Raw genomic sequence first — 16,346 nt, 5'->3', positions numbered from 1 at the left:
TGAATACAGAGCTTATTTTTTACTCTATTTTAATAATACCGATCCAAATTACAAATTCTAAACCGATTTTAAAGATCAAAAATATTTAAATCTTAGCATCCATCAAATAAATCAACCACAAAAATTACTTTTGTGGTTGGTTTATCTTTTAATATGGTATAATATTATTTTCCTAAGAATTCCTCTAAAGAAACCGTTTTCTTTTCTCCAGCTTCAAGATCTTTAAAAGTAACGGTATTATTTTTAAGTTCTTCTTCACCCAGAAAAACCACTTTCTTTATTCCTTTCTTTTCTGCGTACGTAAATTGCTTATTGATTTTTGCATTTTCAGGATATAACTCTGCTGAGATTCCTTTTGTTCTTAGCTGCATGATCAGCTTCAAAGCTTCTGTCATTTCCTCACCTCCAGAATTAGCAAACAGGTATTCAATTTTAGAAGATGCTTCTTCAGGGAAAAGATTCAATTCTTCCATGACAAGATAAATTCTGTCTAATCCGAATGAAATTCCTATTCCCGGAATGTTCTTCACTCCAAAAACCTCTGTAAGATTATCATATCTACCTCCACCACCGATGGATCCCATAGCAACCTCGTCTGCTTTCACTTCAAAGATAGCTCCTGTATAGTAATCCAGTCCTCTTGCCAAGGTAATATTGAATACAAGGTTTTGCATATCCACACCAAGGTTCAGGGACTGTGTAAGAACATATTCAAGTTCTTCTACTCCTTTCAGACCGATTTCATTTCCTGCAAATTTTTCTTTCAGTTGAAGAAGATTTTCCAGCGCATCGTCTGACTGGCTGAATAGAAAATCCAGTTTATCAATAGATTCCTGAGCAATTTCTCTTTCCAGTAGTTCTTTTACAACTCCTTCTTTTCCAATCTTATCCAGTTTATCTAATGCTACCGTAAAGTCAATCAGTTTATCTGTGATTCCTGCATATTCTGCCAATCCGGAAAGAATCTTTCTGTTGTTCATATGAATGGTTACCGGAACTTTCAGATCTGCAAAAGATTTCAGATACAACTGAACCAGCTCTACTTCCTGCAATAAACTCTCACTTCCTACAACATCTGCATCACATTGGTAAAACTCTCTGTATCTTCCCTTCTGAGGTCTGTCAGCTCTCCATACAGGCTGAATCTGAGAACGTTTGAATGGAAATGTCAACTTTCCATGATTCATAGCAACAAATCTTGCAAAGGGTACTGTAAGATCATATCGAAGAGCTTTCTCTGAAATTTGAGAAGTAAGCTTCTGATGATTTTTATTATCCCAGTCTTCCTGATTGACTTCAGAAGTATAATCTCCCGAATTTAAAATCTTAAAGATCAAACGGTCACCTTCTTCTCCGTATTTTCCCGTCAATGTAGAAAGATTTTCAAAGCTTGGTGTTTCCAGTGGCTGAAACCCGAATAATTCAAAATTATTCTGTAAAATATTAATGATATATTTTCTTCTGGAAACTTCCTGTGCAGTAAAATCTCTCGTCCCTTTTGCTAAACTTGGCTTCATTTGTTGTATGTCATTTTGATAAGTACAAAAGTACGGAATTGCAAGGAATTTTACACAGTAGAAAAAGCTGGAGAAGCAATCTTCTCCAGCTCGGAAAGTTAATAAGATCATTTATTCCGAAAAATCATACACTTTCAAGGATTTCCAGTATTTCTTCACCATAATTTTCAATCTTATGTTTTCCGAATCCTTTAATCTCCAATAGTTCTTCTTTTCTGGCAGGTTTATACTTGGCTACAGACATCAGTTCTTTGTTGCTTGCTATGAAGTAAGTAGGCAGATTTTGTTCTCTCGCTTTCTCCGATCTCCAAAGTTTCAGGGCATTGAGAATTTGTTCTTCATCGGAATTCAGGAAATCATTATCCGCAGAGTATTTAACAACCTTTGGTTCTTTCACTGTATTTTTGACCAATTTAAGTTCTTCAAAATACAAGATTACAGACCAATAACATTCATCGTTTACAAAAGCAGTCTCCACTTTTATAATCTCGTTTCTTTCCAGAAAATCATCCAGTATTTTCTGATCTCTGTAGAGTAATTCTTCCGGAAGCCTGATCTTAAAAACTTTTACTTTCATCATTTGAGTTTTTAGAATTATTTACCTCCCAACAACAGGATCTCGTCTACTCTAATTTCCGTGATGTAACGCTTTACGCCATCCTTATCATCATAAGATCTGTACGTAAGCTTACCTTCAATCGCAATTTCTTTTCCTTTAGGAACATACTTTTCCATAATCTCTGCAACTTTCCCGAAAGCAATCAGATTATGCCATTGCGTCTCTTCTACCTTTTCGCCTTTAGCGTTTGTGTAATGATCACTTGTAGCTAAAGATACACTTGCTTTTACATTTCCGTTATCGAAGTTTACCATTTCAACTTCTTTACCTGTGTAACCAATTAATGTTACTTTGTTTCTTAGTGACATAGATTTTAGATTTTAAAGATTAATAATTCAGATAAGAGACGTTCACTGTTTTCTCAAATCTCTGTTGCAAAGTTTGCGATATCCCCAAAAATCAGTCGGTTGTAAACTATTTAAATCCGTTTGTAGTCGTTTGTGATCGGGTAATAAAAATTAAAAATGTTTAGGAATACTTGCTTTAATAGTAAAAAAATAATGATTCAATTTGAAAAATGAAAAATTATAAAGCAATTACCTACTAATGCACGAATTCTTTTTATTCGTGAATTAGCGCCCATTTTATTGAGATTTAAATTAATTTTGTTTTCTGTTTCTTAACTAAGAAGGAACTGTGGTTATTTTTTAATATAAAGAAATGAGTTTATGAAGAAGCTGGAAATTAAAAAGAACATTCAGAAGGAAGAAGATAAGAATCTTTCTTTTCGGGTTTTTGACTTGACTAATGAATATTTGAAAGATTATGATCAACCTCACAAGAAAGACCATTTTTTCATTATCGTTATTGAAAAGGGAACATTACAACTTCATATTGAGGATAAAATTCATTTTTTAAAACCCGGAAAAATCTCTGTAGTATTCCCGGAGCAGGTCCATTTTATTTCTGATACATGCGATAATTTGAAAGGAAAAATCATCCTGTTTGAAGAAATACTGTTCTGTTCGGATATTTTGAAAAACGAACTGAGTACTTATAATGTAAATCTTTCTACACAGCTTCATTGTACTGTTTTATCTTCAGAAGATTTCCAGCAGAGTTTATATTTGATATCCATCATTCAAGGAATTTATCAACAGCCAAGTCTCATCAAAAAAGAGCAGGCAAGATTTCAGATCAAAATTTTTCTGTTAGGTTTAATTGAATCTGTTCATGGGTTACATCCTATTTTGCATAAAGAAACGGCAGACAAACCTATTTATGTCCGTTTTAAAAAATTATTGAATGAACATTATAAACAATACAGAACCGTTCAATACTATGCTAATGAACTGGCCATTACTCCAAAAAAATTAAACGCTATCACGAAGAAGCATTGTGGAGAAACGGCTATTCAGGCCATTCACAACCGAATTTTAATGGAGATTAAGCGACAATTGATGTTTTCTGATCTTTCTCATAAGGAAATTGCTTTTGACCTTGGTTTTAATTCTCCTTCTGCCCTCAACAAATTTGTAAAAGCAAAATTAAAGGAAACACCTACTGCTCTTCAGCAGGAATTGGCGCAAATGTATAACACATAATCCTATTTGTATAGCATCGTGAGACTGCACTTCTCTAATTTTGCCTCATTAAAATCAAACAAAAAAAATGAGCAAATTATTTATTGCAGGAGAAGTATTCCATGGTGCCGGAAGTCTTTCAGAATTAGCAAATATTAAAGGGCAAAAAGCAGTCATTGTAACGGGAGGAAGTTCTATGAGAAAAAGCGGAACTCTTGATAAAGCGATTGCTTACCTTACAGAAGCAGGAATCGAAACTCAAATTTTCGAAGGTGTAGAGGAAGATCCATCATCAGCAACATGTCTGAAAGGAGCTGAAATGATCAAAACATTTGAGCCGGATTGGATTATCGGATTAGGAGGTTGTTCTGCCATTGATGCCGCTAAAATCATGTGGGTATTTTATGAATATCCTGATGCTGATTTTGATGCGATGATTAAACCTTTCACAGTTCCGATTTTAAGAAATAAAGCAAAGTTTATTGCTATTCCTTCTACAAGTGGAACGGGAACTGAAACAACAGGTCTTGCTGTGATTACGGACCGAGAAAAAGGGGTAAAATATCCAATCGTTTCTTATGAATTAACGCCGGATATTGCTATTGTAGATGGTGAGATTTGCGCTTCAATGCCTGCCCATGTTACTTCAAATACAGGTCTTGATGCATTAACGCACTGTGTAGAGGCGTTTGTTTCCAATATTGACAATAATATTGCAGATGCACTTTCAAAAGGTGGACTTGAGATTGTTTTCAATAACTTAAAGGAAGCGGTAGAAAACCCAACCAATATTACAGCCCGTCAGAATATGCACGATGCTTCTTTTATGGCAGGTCTGGCATTCAATAATGCTTGGTTAGGAATTGTTCACTCATTATCTCACCAGGTTGGAGCTCTATACGGAATTCCTCATGGCGCATCTAATGCTATTTTCCTTCCTAATGTTATCCGTTATAACGCCCAGGCTACAGAACGTTATCCTGATTTAGCCAGAGTTATAGGTAAAGAAACGGCTGAAGATCTTGCTCAGGCAATCGAGACATTACGTTCAGAGGTTAACAATCAGTCAGCCATAAAAGAATTCGGAATTTCAAGAGAAGATTGGGATAAAAATATTGATTATATCACAGCCAATGCACTGGCAGATCCTTGTACAGGGTTCAATCCTAGAGTTCCTTCTTTAGATGATTTAAAGACTATTTATAATGCTTGTTATGAAGGCCTTGTGTATACTGAGGAATTGGTTTTAGCATAATCTTTAAATTTTAGCATTTAAAAGCAGGAAGTCTAATTGTCTTCCTGTTTTTTGTACAGGAGATCAATAGAAATTAGTCTTTATTTGAAGCTATTATCAAAGTAATTATATACATTCGTATTATATATTTAACAGTAATAAATTTACTATGAAAAACATTTTTAACATCATAGTACACTGCGGATTATTGTGTCCTATTATTTTTCATGCACAAAAAACCAATTATACTACAGTTCCTACAACAAAATTTGACCTGAAAGGCTTTAATCTCCAGCTCCCTATTCAAAAAAACAATTCTATTACCATTATTAAGGGTTCAGAACTTGCTCAATTTTCGTCAGAAAATTTCTATTATTCAACTGAGGATAAAAGCATTCGTTTTTTTTGTTCCTCAGATGGAGAAACTACTCAGGGATCTCATTATCCAAGAACGGAATTGCGCCAGATAAACGAATGGCATTTTGAAAACGGACATAATTTGCAGGTTAAAATGGCTGTTCTAAAACAGCCCAGCACCGGGAAAATCATTATTGGTCAGATCCATGGAAGCTCCAAGGGTACAGAAGCTGTAAAAATCTGGTGGAATAATGGGGAAATTCAGGCTGGATTTAAAAAAGAAGTTGAAGGTAAGGAGCAGCGTATTACCCTATTGAAAAATATAGCTTTAGGACAGATCTTTGAGTATAGTATCCAGCAAAATAATTTGGAGACCCAGGTCACTATTAATCAACAAACTATGACTTTTAATCTTGGAGAAAGCTGGAAAGCTGAATCTGTATATTTTAAAGCAGGGAATTATTTGCAGGATAACAATCCGTCGCCTGTGACTTCGGGACTGACAGCCATTTATAAAATCAATATCTCAGAATAAATAAAAAGGCACTCAACAAAATTATTAAGTACCTCTTACTTAATCATGCAACTAAAATTTGAAATTTATATTTTTTCACATTCAACGATGCTTTTTGCTTCTGTACCGATATGAATGAGCCGATTAAATTGTAGTCCAGCTTTTTCTATAATCATTTTAAATTCTTGTAAAGATCTTTCTCTTCCCGTAAGACAAGCCATCATAACAATATCCAACAGCTTGGCCATATGAGGCTGATTGTAAGAATCATCGGGAATCACAGCATCTATTATGAGTAACTTTGCTCCTTGGGGCATCGCATTATAACAGTTTTTCAGAATTTGCACACATTCATCATCACTCCAGTCATGAATGATCCATTTCATCATATACAGATCTGCTCCCTCCGGAATCTTGTCAAAAAAACTTCCAATGGCTACAGAACATCTTTCTTTTAGACGGTCGGGTATCATCTGAACTGTTTTTTCAATCACATTCGCTTCATCAAAAATAATTCCGGCACTGTTTGGAGTATTATCCAGAATTGTATGAATCATTACCCCGTTACCACCACCTATATCTACCATTTTCTTATAGGGTCTAAAATCATAGTTTTCTATAATACCTTTCAGTTCCATCCCGGACATTCCAGTCATCCCCTTTCCGAAATTTTCTCCTATTTCAGGGTATTCTTTATAAAATCCCCAAAGATCTTTTCCATGAATATGATCAAATGGGATTTTCCCTGTCTGAACAGCATAGGTAAGATCTCCATACGCAGGAAAATGCTCATTCATAATAGTGAGTATGAAATTTTTTGCAGTTCCGGGAACATCGGTTTGTAATGCTGCCCCTAAATCATTCAGGGCAAAAGTCCTGTTCTCTGACTCTTCGAAAATTCCTGCACTACTTAATGCTCTCATGATCCGGTACAATTGTGTTTCATGTGATTGAGTTTCTTCAGCCAGCAAAGAGACCGTCTTCGGACCACCCGTCAAAAGATCTGCAATATTAAGTTCAACAGCTGTTTTTACACACCCGGTGAGCCACAAACCACCTAATATTTCAAACATTTTGAAAGTAGATTCCGGTTTAATGGGTTGTTTTTTCATAGTAATAGTTTTATGTTAGATGTAAATATTTCATCAGTATGTGAATTTAATAATTTATATTAAACCTTTAACTTCTTTTTAAAGAAAAGTCGATGATCGCATTGAAATCCTATCCATTTACAAACGGATAATTCCGTATCTTTGTCAAAATTCATCTATGAAAAGGGACATCAATATTTTTGAGTTTCCTCTCAATTTGGGACTTACAAAAAAGGAACATGAGACAGAACCCGGAGTTCGAAAACTTCCGGATTGGCTCAGGAAATTTGATTTTCATAGTAGAATTGCTCCTAACAACGTTTTCAGGCTTGAAGCCCCAAAGTATTCAATGGGTTTTGATAAGGAGTCAAATACTAGAAATGCAGACCCTATTATTGAATATGCAAAAAAGCAAGCTGACTATATTCTGAATAATTATGAAAAAGACACATTCAATATTATTCTTGGAGGAGACTGCAGCATCCTGATCGGAAACGCGATTGCATTGAAAAAACTGGGAAATTTCGGACTTTTTTATCTTGACGGACATACCGACTTTATCACGCCGGAACTTTCTGAAACCGGAGGCATCGCAGGAATGGATCTCGCCATCATTACCGGAACAGGCCATGAAAAGCTGACTAATATTAATGGTTTAAAGCCTTACATATCCGAGGAAAATATTTTCTGCTGTGGAAATGCAGAAACAGATGATGATGAATACGTCAGCCAGATCATGAATTCCGATATACATTATTTTGATCTTTATCAGCTTAGGAAAAATGGCTTCCGAAAAACGGCTGATAATTTCCTGAAAATGGTTAATGAAAAAGGGTTGGATGGGTTTTTCATTCATTTTGATGTAGATGTTCTGAAAGATGAGGTAATGCCAGCTGTAGACAGCAGAATGGAGGACGGTATCAGCTACAATAATCTCAGAGAAATACTGGAACCTTTATTTCAAAGTTCATTGTGCTTTGGGATAGAAATTACCATTTTAGATCCTGATTATGATAAAGATGGGACTTATACCCGCCCGTTTGTAGAAAACTTAATTGAAATTATAAAAAATAAAGAAGACTAAATGAAGAAGACGATAAAAAGAACGTTCAGAGTTTCCAAATATGTGATCTATAAAGAAACCCTTGTAGATTACAAAGAACATTTCTGGTCATTTCTGGGTGCATTTTTTGGGATTGGGATCATCGCATTTATCCAATCTCATTCATTAACGGAGACAGAGAATATATTTCTGATTGGTTCTTTTGGAGCTTCAAGTGTTCTTATATATGGAGCCATTCAGAGTCCGCTGGCACAACCCAGAAATCTTATAGGCGGACATGTTCTGTCAGCATTAGTGGGGGTTACAGTCTATAAGTTCATCCCAGATATCATCTGGCTTTCGGCTCCTTTGGCAGTGGCTTTTTCTATTGTACTGATGCAGTATACAAAAACCCTGCACCCGCCGGGTGGTGCTACCGCTCTGATTGCAGTAAGTTCTACGGGAAAAATTCCGGAATTAGGCTACTGGTATGTCATCTCTCCTGTTCTTTCAGGATGTATTATTCTTCTCATTATAGCCTTATTTTTTAATAATATTACGCCCAACAGAAGCTATCCTACGCACAGCATGTTTAAAAAGCTGCTGAAGAAAAGACACACACATGCTCACAAAATAAAAAAATAAATAATGAATTGTCTGGAATGTGGCGAGAAAATAATCGGAAGGTCAGATAAAAAATTCTGCAACGACGCCTGCCGGAATGCCTACAACAATAAGCAGAATAAAGATTCTAGTAATCTGATGCGGAATGTGAACAACAAACTCCGCAAAAACTACCGCATCCTTATGGAAATCAATACCGATGGCAAAACAAAAGTTACGAGAGCCAGACTGGATGGCTTAGGTTTTGATTTTGACTATTTCACCAACCTGAAAGTTTATAAAAACGGTTCTGAATACAAGTTTATTTATGATTACGGTTATAAACTTCTGGAAGAAGACTTTGTGCTGATTGTAAAAAATCAGGCATAAAACCTTACACACCTTAAATAGAATATTATGAAAGAAGTTGTTCTGATCACTGGAGCCAGCGGTATGATCGCCAAAGAACTGGCAAAAAAAATAGGTAAGGAATACGAAATCAGGTTTCTGACCCGAAAAAAGAAGCATGATTATGACTATGAATGGGACATCAGAAAAGGAAGTATGGATGAGTCTGCCTTAGATCATGTCTCCCATATTATCCATCTTGCGGGTGCCAATATTTCAGAAAAACGCTGGACAACGGAAAGAAAAAGAGAACTGATTTCCAGCAGAGTTGATTCAGCGGAGTTACTCAGAACTACTTTAAGAAAAAAAAATATAAAGCTTAAATCTTTTATTTCAGCTTCAGGAATCAATTTTTACGGTACAGAAACTTCAGAAAAAATTTATACCGAAACCGATCCGCCGGGCAATGATTTTTTAAGTGAAGTCGTTGTTCTATGGGAAAAAGCAGCTGATGAATTTAAGGAGCAAAATCTGGCTGAAAGAGTGGTCAAAATACGGACTGCTGTCGTACTTTCTGAGAAAGACGGAGCTTTAAAGAAAATGGTTCCTCCTATTCAATATTATATTGGTTCTCCCCTAGGAAGTGGCAAACAGTATATGCCATGGATTCATATTGAGGATATCTGTTCTATCTATGAATTTGCTTTAAAAAATCCAGCGGCAGAAGGCGCTTATAATGCGGTTTCTCCACAACATGCCACCAATCGTGATCTGACAGAAAAAATAGCAAAAGTGCTTGAAAAGCCCTTATTTATGCCCAATGTTCCAGGATTTGTTTTAAAACTGATCTTTGGAGAGCTGGCTACCGCTATATTGGAAGGTTCAAGAGCTTCTTCAAAGAAAATTCAGGATGCGGGTTTTCATTTTAAATTTCCGGATCTTACTGAGGCCTTAAAAGATTTATTAAAAAAGTAACCACACAATAGAACATCATATTCAAATAAAAAAATTTCACACCTACTTATTCCTAATGAAAAATCCTAATATAACCTTATTAAACACAGAAATTCTTTCAGACAACTGGTATACTTTAAATAAAGTGACCTATTCCGTTTCAAAAAAAGACGGAACCACAGAAACCCAGAGCAGAGAAGCGTATGACCGCGGAAATGGAGCTGTTATTCTTCTTTACAACAAAACTTCCAACACAGTCATCTTAACCAGACAATTCCGACTGCCTACTTACATCAACGGAAACTCTACAGGAATGCTTATTGAAGCCTGTGCAGGACTTTTGGATAATGACAATCCGGAGGACTGTATAAAAAGAGAAACAGAAGAAGAAACCGGGTATAAAATTTCCAAAGTTGAAAAGATATTTGAGGCCTATATGTCGCCCGGATCTGTGACAGAAATACTCTATTTCTTTATTGCAGAATATTCTCATGAAATGAAAATTAATGATGGTGGTGGATTGGAAGAAGAAGGAGAAAATATAGAAGTTCTGGAATTACCTTTTGAGCAAGGCCTTAGCATGGTAGACACGGGAGAGATCAAGGATGCTAAAACCATTATGCTTTTGCAGCACTTACGCATCAAAGGGATATTGTAGGAATGAGATATCAATAATGACGATCATAATTGATACCTGAAAACTGCATATCCAAATAAAAATATTAACTTATAACTCTTATTTTAAACTATTAACAGATGATTGAACATGTGAAGCTTGCCATTAATCCCAAATTTCAGGATTGGGTTCTTTTTGAAAATGACACTTATATTATTTTTGATGATATCAGTACTATTGAAAATGTAAAAGAGGAAGCATTACAATTAATGAAAGAATTCGGCCCGGTTTCTGCCGGAGGTCCTGCCGGAGATTTCAGTGTAATTCATTTAACCCTTACTGAAGGATGGTTGGTGTCCGGGCATGGATATGGTATGTATACGTATGTACATCCTTCCGAACTGGACAATGAATCCCCAAATGATCTTGAAATAGGACTTTACGGTAGATCTAAAAGAGATTCAGATGGTCAAAATCCCCAAATTATTCATATCAACAGCAGTGAAATTTCATAAAATATAATATAAGACTTACCAGTCAATTCATCATTCATAACTAATCATTTATAATTAAAATAATGCTTCAAGACCATGCTACGGTTCAGAACCGCCATAAAGACTTTATCAAAAAAATCAGTGAGACAGAAATAGTGTATGCCTTAAAGGATGAAAAAGGATATGCTACCTCCTATTCCAGCGAAATAGAGTATGAAGACGGTGAACCCGTACAGATCATTTGTTTCTGGTCAGATGCTGCAAGAGCAAAATCGTGTATAGAAAATGAGTGGAATCAGTATGAGGCTTCTTCTATTCCCTTGAATGAATTCCTAGAAAACTGGTGCTTAGGAATGAATAGTGACGGACTCATCGTGGGAACCAATTTTGACAATAATCTGTTTGGTTATGAAGCAGAGCCTTTAGAATTGATCCTTGATGTTATTACAGAACTAAGAAGCACAGGGAAAACTGTGGAACTGAGAAAATTTGAAAATATGGAAGATCTGGAAAATCAGATCAGGGAAGTTTTGAAAGATTAGATATTCAAAACTTTTAATAAGAAAAGATGAAGTCTTTGGGAATAAAAATCATTAAAATAACCGGTTTATTTTCAATTCTTATTTTCAGTATTCTGATGCTGAAAACTATTTCGCAGTACACCGCTCTTGACAAAAACATTGGATTTCTGGCTTTTAAGCAGCAGGTAGTAGGCAATCCATACTGGATGGCTTTTTTCTACATTCATATCTTTTCAATCACACTTTGTCTTTTGGCTGGTCTGACTCAGTTTTCAAATCGCTTTTTGGTTGAAAACAGAAAGCTTCATAGAATCATTGGTAAAATATATGTTTATAACATTCTTATCATCAATGTTCCGGCATGTTTTGTACTGGGAATTTTTTCCAACGGAGGAATTATCGGAATTACAGGATTTCTGATACAGGATATCCTTTGGGCTTTTTTCACCATTGCTGCTGTACTTTCTATTAAAAAACAAGATGTCAGCAGGCATAGAACTTATATGATTTTAAGCTATGCAGTAACTACCACAGCGATTACTTTCAGAATCGTTAAAAATATGTTTTATAATGAAGGACATCATGATTACCAGCTTTTTTATGGTTTGAATGTCTGGGCAGCCCTTTCTATAAACCTTTTCATTGCTTATTTTATTCTCAGAAAAAGTGCAGTCTTACCTGGAAAAATCAACAGTGGAAAAGAAAATATAGAGACTGAGAAATGATACCAGAAAAAATGATCCGATAAATAATAAGGTGTTAAAAAGCACTTCATATTTATTATTCCGGGTCCATCTGCTGAAAAAACGCATCATCAGATAAGCGATCCCTCCAAAAACAGCGATAATAAATAAAAGAAAAAAATAATATATCATAGTCTTGTGTTAATTCGTGTAAATCTATTATTTTAAATCCAAAAAAACAATCAGTAATAGCAATAACAGGCTTAAAAATAACCTTATTTTTGATCAATATTTATGAGTGAAAACAAAAGGTAAATTATGGAAATAAAGAATCTGGACCATCTTGTATTAACAGTGGCCAACATTGATAAAACCATTGAATTTTATACTAAAATAATGGGATTTGAAGAGGTTACTTTTGGAGACAACAGAAAAGCTCTGATTTTCGGAAATCAAAAAATCAATCTGCATCAGAAAGGACATGAATTTGAGCCCAAAGCAGAAAGTCCAACCTGTGGTTCCGCAGATCTTTGTTTTATTGCTCACACCAACATTGGTGATGTGATGGAGGAACTCAAGCAGAAAAATGTGGACATCATTGAAGGAATTGTAGACAGAACAGGAGCGGTAGGAAAAATAAAATCGGTTTATTTCCGCGATCCTGATCAGAATCTCATTGAGGTAAGTAACTATTACTAAGTAAAATCGATCCTGATATTCGTTTTTCTTCACCCGTTTTTTAGTATTCCATTTTCTTCAACATGTACCATTTTAGAATAATGGTACAAAATCTATATAAAATTTGCAAAATCAATTGAAAAAATCTATTTAATCCTTTAGATTTCGAATTTAAAGCCTTAATTTTGCATAGAAATTCAGAAAATTCGGATTCTTTCAACAATTTATGTGCATGAAAAAAATGATGATTGGGCTTGCTTTGGCCTTATCCATTACTATATGGGGGCAAAAAACTCCTGCTAAAGCAAACAATCTGACTCCTTACAGCTATCAGACTTTTAATTGTGACAATCAAGGGTATTTTGACTCGGCTAAATATAAAAAAGAAGAAATAGACGGAGTCAATAAGCTTTTATACCAATTCAATGGGGTTGTATTTGATACCCGACCTGTTTTTAAACTTTCCCAGCTTGAAGAAATCCGTCAAAACAGAGAAACTTACCTAGAGAATCTTGAAAAGCAGTATGAGGAAAAGAAAAAGGAATTGTACAGCCTTAAAATAATTGATCTTCCAAGATGGAAAAAGCTTCAGCAAGAAGTCATGGAATCATTTGAAAACGAATACCAGCTGAATAAAGAAGAAATTATCGCGTATTCTGATCCTTTCACCCTTAAAAACAGTAAATATTATAATACCTGCAGAGAGCAGATTGACGCTATATCGTCTCCTGACAGAGAAAAGATGTTTGCCGCCTGGAAAAACTATATTGAGCTTAAAAGCAAAAACAATTCTGATCCACAGGGGGTAATGTCAAGATTCAATACGAAGATGAGTGACCCACAAAAGGAAGATTATGCTTTGATCGATATGATAGGTCTGGGCTTTCATAACTGTGCCAACAGCAGCTTCAGACAAAAACGTAATGATGAAGAAACATCTTATAAGGATTTTGACAAGATCTTTACAAAACTGAAGAGAACTTGCGAAGAGCCTTAGAGTTGATTGTAAAATTTAATTATTAAAATATAATGACAGTATCCGGATTGGGTACTGTTTTTTTATGAGAATAAGTTGTGGGATAATAGAATGAGAACAGTTAAGGAACGGTTAAAGGAGGGTTAATGGTCTGTTATTTCTTTGGAAAAGCGATAATTCCATTTATTTTCGTCCATCTAAAAACTATTTACATGAAACTCATTGTTATTTTCCTGACATCGCTATTTTGTACCGCAATATCTGCTCAAAAATCACCAACTGTCATTCCTTTTTCGCTGGAAAACAATTCCATTTATGTGTATTGTAAAGTGAATAAAACCGACAGCATTAAATTCCTGTTTGATACGGGTGCTGATGGTTCTGTTATCAATATCAACTCAAAGAAAAAAGTACCGCTGAAAATTGACGGAAAATCTGAAAACAAGGGGTCAAACGGTGTGAATATCGTGGAATACAGCAGCCACAATACAGTACAGTTCGGAAATATCCAGAAAAACGATATCCAATTTACTCTTATCCCCTATGATTCTGCCAATTTTGACGGGGTTTTCGGAACAGATATGATGAAGGGAAAAATCATTGAAGTTGATTACCATAAAAACGAAATCCGGTTTTATGAAGAAAGTAATTTTTCCATTGACATGGCTGGATATGAGAAAATGAAACTTCACATGGTGGACAACTACCCCTCTGTAGAAAGCAGTATTATTGTGAATGGCAAAGAATATTCTGGACTCTTCGGACTCGACAGCGGTGCGGATGATGCGCTTACTATAGCTTCTCCTTTTGCGAAAAACAATGCTTTGTCCAAAACCATGAAAACCATAGGAAAAGCTACTGCCCAGGGTTCAGATGGCTCTGTATATGAAATGCCCGTTGTTCTTTGCCCGGCTGTGAAATTCGCTCAGAAATATCTTTATAACCTGCCGATTACCCTTTCCGGCTCGACAGAAGGAATTGATTCTACAGTAAAGATGGCAGGATTTTTTGGAAATCAGTTTTTAAAAAGATTCAATACTGTAATTGATTTTAAGAACGGTTTTATTTATTTTAAATTGAATAAAAACCTGTACTCGCAGTTTAACTAATTGTAAAAGTTAATTGTACAAATTTCATACGTCTATAGTCACAATCATATTATCATCTTATAACGTGCTAAATAAATTAATAATGAATAAGTTATGGTTTATCAAATTAAAATCCTTAATTTTGCACCCCGAAAATAAGGATTAGAGATATGAAAAAAATTGGTGAGCACAGAACACTTCTTGGGGTAGATAAAAATGTTACTTTAAGAGAATTGAAAACAATTTACAGAAATGTGATGAAGGATACACATCCTGATAAATTCATAAATGATGAGGCTGGAAAACTTGAAGCTGAAGAAAAAAGCAAGTCTGTAATTGAAGCTTACCATTTTTTGGTGAGCATTAATACCGAAACACAGGAAAAATATAAAGAAGAATACACAGAAACGACTACAAAATCTAACATTCAGGATTTTTATCTTGAAAAATCGATTTTGACTGTTCAGCATTTGAATGGAAACATGTATGAGTATATTGGAGTTCCAAGAAATACCTACATCAAAATGGTCAACGCTGATTCACCAAGCCGTTTTGCAAGAAGACATATCTACGGAAATTTCGTGTATAGAAAGTCCGGAGAAGCAATGGCAGACTAATTTTTTTTATTACAATATATAAGAGCTTTCAGTGTATTCTGGAAGCTTTTTTTATAAAAGAAATATCTTAAAAAAGGTGTTTTCAGTATATGCTTAATTCGATAGGATTTAAATTTTTTTCAGCCTCTATGGCATTTCTTCTAATCATTTCCAAATCCTCTTTATTTTCAATAAACTGTTCATGAATTTGCATTCTGCCGGCAATTTTATTTTTTAAAAGCCCCCAGATCTTTTCTTTTGTAGCTACCTTTGCCTTCAGAGCAATATTAGCAGACTTGCAAGTATATTTTCTTTTTCTGAAAGAATATAATGTGTAATGGTAATCATCTTTAGTATCATACAATTCTGTGATTAAACCTGGAAGTCCATTAAATTTATAAGGACCATATTGAAATGGAATATCATTTGTAAACCAAGCCGTCCAGGTTCTCCCATATTTTGTTGTTTCTGCTTTTTGACACTTAAATCCTAATATCGTCTTGAACTCATTTTTAATTTTCCAATTAATACTGTTTATTTCTTCATAAGAATAATCAGCATAATTAATTTCTGTTGTAACATACAGTTTGGCAGACGTCGTTCCAATTGTTTCCCTAAAATCGGTTACATATTTCATTGATTCATTTAAAGGAATGTCTACCTTTTCTATTTCCAGAGAATCTGCTATATATTTATTCATATTTTTAAAAAAAGAAGCTTCCTGATTTATTAACAGAGCAAAAGTTGTCATTTTTTTATAATTACTGGATTGACTAAGCTTATAGTTTAATTTATAATCAGCTTCAAAAACCACATCAAACTTTTTCTGACAGAAAACAAATGTTACTAATAATAAATTTAACAATGATATAATTTTTTTCATCTCTTTTTA

20 protein-coding genes are annotated in these 16,346 nt (G+C 34.7%); 15 read left to right on the top strand and 5 right to left on the bottom strand.

What is annotated here, in order from left to right; genetic code table 11:
• Positions 1 to 164 precede the first annotated feature (164 nt).
• From hisS to AC07UM_RS15535, 3 genes are all read right to left on the bottom strand, one after another.
• Positions 165 to 1,517, bottom strand: coding sequence for a histidine--tRNA ligase (gene hisS / locus AC07UM_RS15545; protein WP_494684016.1), 1,353 nt, complete (start codon positions 1,515 to 1,517; stop codon positions 165 to 167).
• A gap of 124 nt (positions 1,518 to 1,641) precedes the next feature.
• Complete coding sequence (locus tag AC07UM_RS15540; RefSeq protein ID WP_494684015.1) at positions 1,642 to 2,097, bottom strand: HRDC domain-containing protein; 456 nt, start codon at positions 2,095 to 2,097, stop codon at positions 1,642 to 1,644.
• A gap of 14 nt (positions 2,098 to 2,111) precedes the next feature.
• Positions 2,112 to 2,444 carry a single-stranded DNA-binding protein gene (locus AC07UM_RS15535; protein WP_123871508.1) on the bottom strand — a complete coding sequence of 111 codons (333 nt, stop codon included), beginning with the start codon at positions 2,442 to 2,444 and terminating at the stop codon, positions 2,112 to 2,114.
• Between the two features lie 360 nt (positions 2,445 to 2,804).
• On the opposite strand from AC07UM_RS15535, the gene AC07UM_RS15530 reads away from it, so the two are divergent.
• The 3 genes from AC07UM_RS15530 to AC07UM_RS15520 all read left to right on the top strand — a co-directional run bounded on the left by AC07UM_RS15530 (position 2,805) and on the right by AC07UM_RS15520 (position 5,785).
• A complete protein-coding gene (locus AC07UM_RS15530) occupies positions 2,805 to 3,680 on the top strand; it encodes an AraC family transcriptional regulator (protein WP_494684014.1) in 876 nt (291 codons plus the stop codon).
• A 67-nt stretch (positions 3,681 to 3,747) separates the two neighbouring features.
• On the top strand, positions 3,748 to 4,914 hold the full coding sequence (locus tag AC07UM_RS15525; RefSeq protein ID WP_494684013.1) for an iron-containing alcohol dehydrogenase: 1,167 nt from the start codon (positions 3,748 to 3,750) through the stop codon (positions 4,912 to 4,914).
• 148 nt (positions 4,915 to 5,062) lie between these two features.
• The gene (locus AC07UM_RS15520; protein WP_494684012.1) at positions 5,063 to 5,785 is read left to right on the top strand and encodes a polysaccharide lyase family 7 protein; all 723 of its coding nucleotides are present in this window, start codon (positions 5,063 to 5,065) and stop codon (positions 5,783 to 5,785) included.
• Between the two features lie 65 nt (positions 5,786 to 5,850).
• On the opposite strand, the gene AC07UM_RS15515 is transcribed toward AC07UM_RS15520, so the two are convergent.
• Entirely contained in the window at positions 5,851 to 6,876 is a 1,026-nt protein-coding gene (locus AC07UM_RS15515; protein ID WP_494684011.1) for a methyltransferase, read from the bottom strand.
• Positions 6,877 to 7,033: 157 nt separating this feature from the next.
• Here AC07UM_RS15515 and AC07UM_RS15510 point away from each other — a divergent pair, with 157 nt between their 5' ends.
• From AC07UM_RS15510 to AC07UM_RS15455, 12 genes are all read left to right on the top strand, one after another.
• Positions 7,034 to 7,939, top strand: coding sequence for an arginase family protein (locus tag AC07UM_RS15510; protein ID WP_494684010.1), 906 nt, complete (start codon positions 7,034 to 7,036; stop codon positions 7,937 to 7,939).
• The gene (locus AC07UM_RS15505; protein ID WP_494684009.1) at positions 7,940 to 8,542 is read left to right on the top strand and encodes an HPP family protein; all 603 of its coding nucleotides are present in this window, start codon (positions 7,940 to 7,942) and stop codon (positions 8,540 to 8,542) included.
• Between the two features lie 3 nt (positions 8,543 to 8,545).
• Positions 8,546 to 8,890, top strand: coding sequence for a hypothetical protein (locus tag AC07UM_RS15500; protein ID WP_103233509.1), 345 nt, complete (start codon positions 8,546 to 8,548; stop codon positions 8,888 to 8,890).
• Positions 8,891 to 8,917: 27 nt separating this feature from the next.
• Positions 8,918 to 9,823 carry a TIGR01777 family oxidoreductase gene (locus AC07UM_RS15495; RefSeq protein WP_494684008.1) on the top strand — a complete coding sequence of 302 codons (906 nt, stop codon included), beginning with the start codon at positions 8,918 to 8,920 and terminating at the stop codon, positions 9,821 to 9,823.
• A gap of 55 nt (positions 9,824 to 9,878) precedes the next feature.
• Positions 9,879 to 10,460: a GDP-mannose pyrophosphatase NudK gene (gene nudK / locus AC07UM_RS15490; protein ID WP_494684007.1), complete on the top strand. Its 582-nt coding sequence runs from the start codon at positions 9,879 to 9,881 to the stop codon at positions 10,458 to 10,460.
• 98 nt (positions 10,461 to 10,558) lie between these two features.
• The gene (locus AC07UM_RS15485; protein ID WP_494684006.1) at positions 10,559 to 10,933 is read left to right on the top strand and encodes a hypothetical protein; all 375 of its coding nucleotides are present in this window, start codon (positions 10,559 to 10,561) and stop codon (positions 10,931 to 10,933) included.
• Positions 10,934 to 10,995: 62 nt separating this feature from the next.
• Complete coding sequence (locus AC07UM_RS15480; protein ID WP_494684005.1) at positions 10,996 to 11,454, top strand: DUF2750 domain-containing protein; 459 nt, start codon at positions 10,996 to 10,998, stop codon at positions 11,452 to 11,454.
• 26 nt (positions 11,455 to 11,480) lie between these two features.
• Complete coding sequence (locus tag AC07UM_RS15475) at positions 11,481 to 12,158, top strand: DUF2306 domain-containing protein (RefSeq protein ID WP_494684004.1); 678 nt, start codon at positions 11,481 to 11,483, stop codon at positions 12,156 to 12,158.
• A 276-nt stretch (positions 12,159 to 12,434) separates the two neighbouring features.
• On the top strand, positions 12,435 to 12,815 hold the full coding sequence (locus AC07UM_RS15470; protein WP_494684003.1) for a VOC family protein: 381 nt from the start codon (positions 12,435 to 12,437) through the stop codon (positions 12,813 to 12,815).
• A gap of 211 nt (positions 12,816 to 13,026) precedes the next feature.
• The gene (locus AC07UM_RS15465; protein ID WP_494684002.1) at positions 13,027 to 13,791 is read left to right on the top strand and encodes a hypothetical protein; all 765 of its coding nucleotides are present in this window, start codon (positions 13,027 to 13,029) and stop codon (positions 13,789 to 13,791) included.
• Positions 13,792 to 13,982: 191 nt separating this feature from the next.
• Positions 13,983 to 14,879, top strand: coding sequence for a retropepsin-like aspartic protease (locus tag AC07UM_RS15460; protein ID WP_494684001.1), 897 nt, complete (start codon positions 13,983 to 13,985; stop codon positions 14,877 to 14,879).
• A gap of 149 nt (positions 14,880 to 15,028) precedes the next feature.
• Positions 15,029 to 15,475 carry a KTSC domain-containing protein gene (locus AC07UM_RS15455; RefSeq protein WP_124531942.1) on the top strand — a complete coding sequence of 149 codons (447 nt, stop codon included), beginning with the start codon at positions 15,029 to 15,031 and terminating at the stop codon, positions 15,473 to 15,475.
• 82 nt (positions 15,476 to 15,557) lie between these two features.
• Here AC07UM_RS15455 and AC07UM_RS15450 read toward each other — a convergent pair whose 3' ends face one another.
• A complete protein-coding gene (locus AC07UM_RS15450) occupies positions 15,558 to 16,337 on the bottom strand; it encodes a GLPGLI family protein (RefSeq protein ID WP_494684000.1) in 780 nt (259 codons plus the stop codon).
• Positions 16,338 to 16,346: the final 9 nt, after the last annotated feature.

It is taken from the genome of Chryseobacterium sp. GW821-FHT04C04, assembly GCF_059420365.1.
Note: the sequence above shows the minus strand (reverse complement) of the source record. Positions and strands in the feature narration are given on the sequence as shown.